General features: G+C 41.5%; 2 protein-coding genes. Both read left to right on the top strand.

Translation table 11 applies throughout. From position 1 onward, the window contains the following. Positions 1-20: 20 nt before the first annotated feature. Positions 21-1,529 (top strand): C69 family dipeptidase, encoded by a 1,509-nt coding sequence (locus JK188_RS17030; RefSeq protein WP_211888687.1) that lies wholly within the window; start codon positions 21-23, stop codon positions 1,527-1,529. Positions 1,530-1,721: 192 nt separating this feature from the next. Continuing rightward, the gene (locus JK188_RS17025) at positions 1,722-2,465 is read left to right on the top strand and encodes a type 2 GTP cyclohydrolase I (protein WP_132494266.1); all 744 of its coding nucleotides are present in this window, start codon (positions 1,722-1,724) and stop codon (positions 2,463-2,465) included. Positions 2,466-2,614: the final 149 nt, after the last annotated feature.

Genomic DNA, 2,614 nt, shown 5'->3' with positions numbered 1-2,614 from the left:
TCGATAAGCCTGATTTTACCATGAACGAATTAACGACGGTCATTTGTGGTGCCCTTAATAAGCCAAAATCCAATATCGCATTAATATCATCGGGATTGGCTTGTACCACACTGCTGGCAGGTAGTGAAGCCACGAATGATGGCTCGCTAATTATCGCGAGAAGCGCTGACAGCAGTGCATTAAAGGCTCAGCATTTTGTCATACATCCAGCAAAGAAAAATCAATCCGGAATATACAGTACAAAAGAACATAATGGTGCTAATAATTTCACCTACCCATTACCAAAAAATTCATTACGATATACAACTGTGCCAAATTGGAAAACACAATTACATGGTGCAACTGGATTTAATGAATTAGGTGTAGGAGTTAGTGGTACCGAATCTATATTTGCTTCTCCTAAAGCATTAGCATTTGATCCCTATGTTGAAGAAACTGGAATTACCGAAGATGATATTCCAGATGTACTTCTTTCTCGTGCAAAAACAGCCCGTGAAGCGGTGGAGCTTTTAGGTAATATTATTGAAACCCAAGGTGCTGGTGAAGGTTTTGGTGTTGCTGTCGTCGATAAAAATGAACTGTGGTATTTAGAAACAGGGACGGGGCATCAATGGATGGCTCAAAAAATTGCAAAAGATAAATATTTTGCAACGGGTAATCAGGGGCGTTTACAAGCATTTGAGGTGAATAATCCCGATATGCTTGGTTCTAAAAACCTCGTTGAATTTGCAGTAGAAAAGGGTTTATACAACCCTGCTAAAGATGGCGCATTCAATTTCTCTAAAGCCTATACGCGTGATGATGAGCGTGATCGTGATTATAACGACCCACGAGTTTGGATCATTCAGCAGCAGTTTAATCCGTCGTTAAAACAAGATATTGCAGATGGTCGAAATTTTGCGCCTTTCTTAACGCCGGAGAAAAAAGTGTCTGTCGAAGAAGCGAAAGCCATGCTACGTAATCACTTTGAAGGCACGGAGCATGATCCGTATACCAACGGCTTAAATGGAAAAGAGCCATGGCGACCAATCAGTGTGTTTAGAACCTACGAGGCTCATGTGATGCAAGTACGTCCGGAGCTACCGCAAGAAATTGGTGAAGTGACATATGTTGGTCTAGGAATGGCTGATTTGACCGCGTTTGTTCCTTTCTATAGTGGGTTAGAAGCTTATCCAAAACATTACGGTGTTGGGACAGACAAGGCAGATAGCGATTCTATTTATTGGAAATACCGTAAGTTACAAACATTAGTAATGACGGACTACCCTAAACTGGCGCCTATTGTTAAAAAAGCCTATCAAGAGTGGGAAGCGAAAACAGCGTTAGAGCAAAAAGCCATGGAAGTGAATTATTTAAAAATGGCTAAAACAGATAAAGCCGCTGCCAATAAAATGCTCAACAAGTTTAATTTGGATGTGATGGCAAGCGCCGAGAAGCTCACTGAGGATTTAACTAACCAACTTTTTACTATTCGAACTGAAGATATTCAATCTGATATTTTCTTTGCGAATAAATCTAAGAAAGACTAAAAATAGTCGCAATTCTGTAAACTCAAGAAGGCTCTCAGTGGGAGCCTTTTTGTTTAATTCCCTCTCTTTCAAATTTGACTGAACTCTTAGCTTGTGTGAGTTTGCCAATAAATACAGCAGAAAAAAAAATCATTTACGTTTATGCTAATTGAATACGAATATGTAGGAATTCAGTAGGTAAAGGACACGATTATGCATAATTTTAAGTTAGAAGAACTGATTAACGACGAGCTGAAAGTCAGTGAAATCCAAGACTATGCTCCAAATGGATTACAAGTAGAGGGTCGTCCCCACGTTAAAAAAATCGTGACAGGCGTGACGGCTTGCCAAGCGTTATTGGATGAAGCGGTCAGACTCAATGCCGATGCTGTGATTGTGCATCATGGCTACTTTTGGAAAAACGAACCGGCCATTATCAAAGGCATGAAAAGAAATCGCCTAAAAACGTTACTGGCGAATGACATTAACCTGTACGGTTATCACCTACCATTAGATGCCCACCCAGTATTAGGCAACAATGCGCAACTGGCCCACATTATGGGCGTGCAAGTCAATGGCAACATTGAGCCACTGATGCCATTTGGCTTTTTCGACCAACCCATTACCCCAGCGGAATTAACCCAACGTTTAGAAACACGCTTAGGGCGCAAAGTATTGCATTGTGGCGACAACGCCAAAGAAGAAATTCGTCAAATTGCATGGTGTACTGGCGGTGGTCAGGGCTTTATTATGCAAGCGGCGGAGTTTGGTGTAGATGCCTTTGTGACAGGGGAAGTGTCAGAACAAACTATTCATATCGCAAGAGAAATGGGGATCCATTTCTACAGCGCAGGGCACCACGCAACAGAGCGTTATGGGATTAAGGCGTTGACGGAGTGGTTGAATGATAATCATGAGGTGGATGCCACATTCATCGATATCGATAACCCCGCCTAATTTTTTTCGTCATATTTCGCGCTGTAGCGTTGTTGGCTTCACTCACTAACCCTAGTCACATACTTTTGTATGCTCCTAGGGATTAGCTCATTTGCCGCCTAGCTACAACGCGAACTATTTAGAAAATAGCTATGTAATAGCTATGTAAT

Source organism: Providencia sp. JGM181 (assembly GCF_018257375.1).
Classification (GTDB): domain Bacteria; phylum Pseudomonadota; class Gammaproteobacteria; order Enterobacterales; family Enterobacteriaceae; genus Providencia; species Providencia lanzhouensis.
Note: the sequence above shows the minus strand (reverse complement) of the source record. Positions and strands in the feature narration are given on the sequence as shown.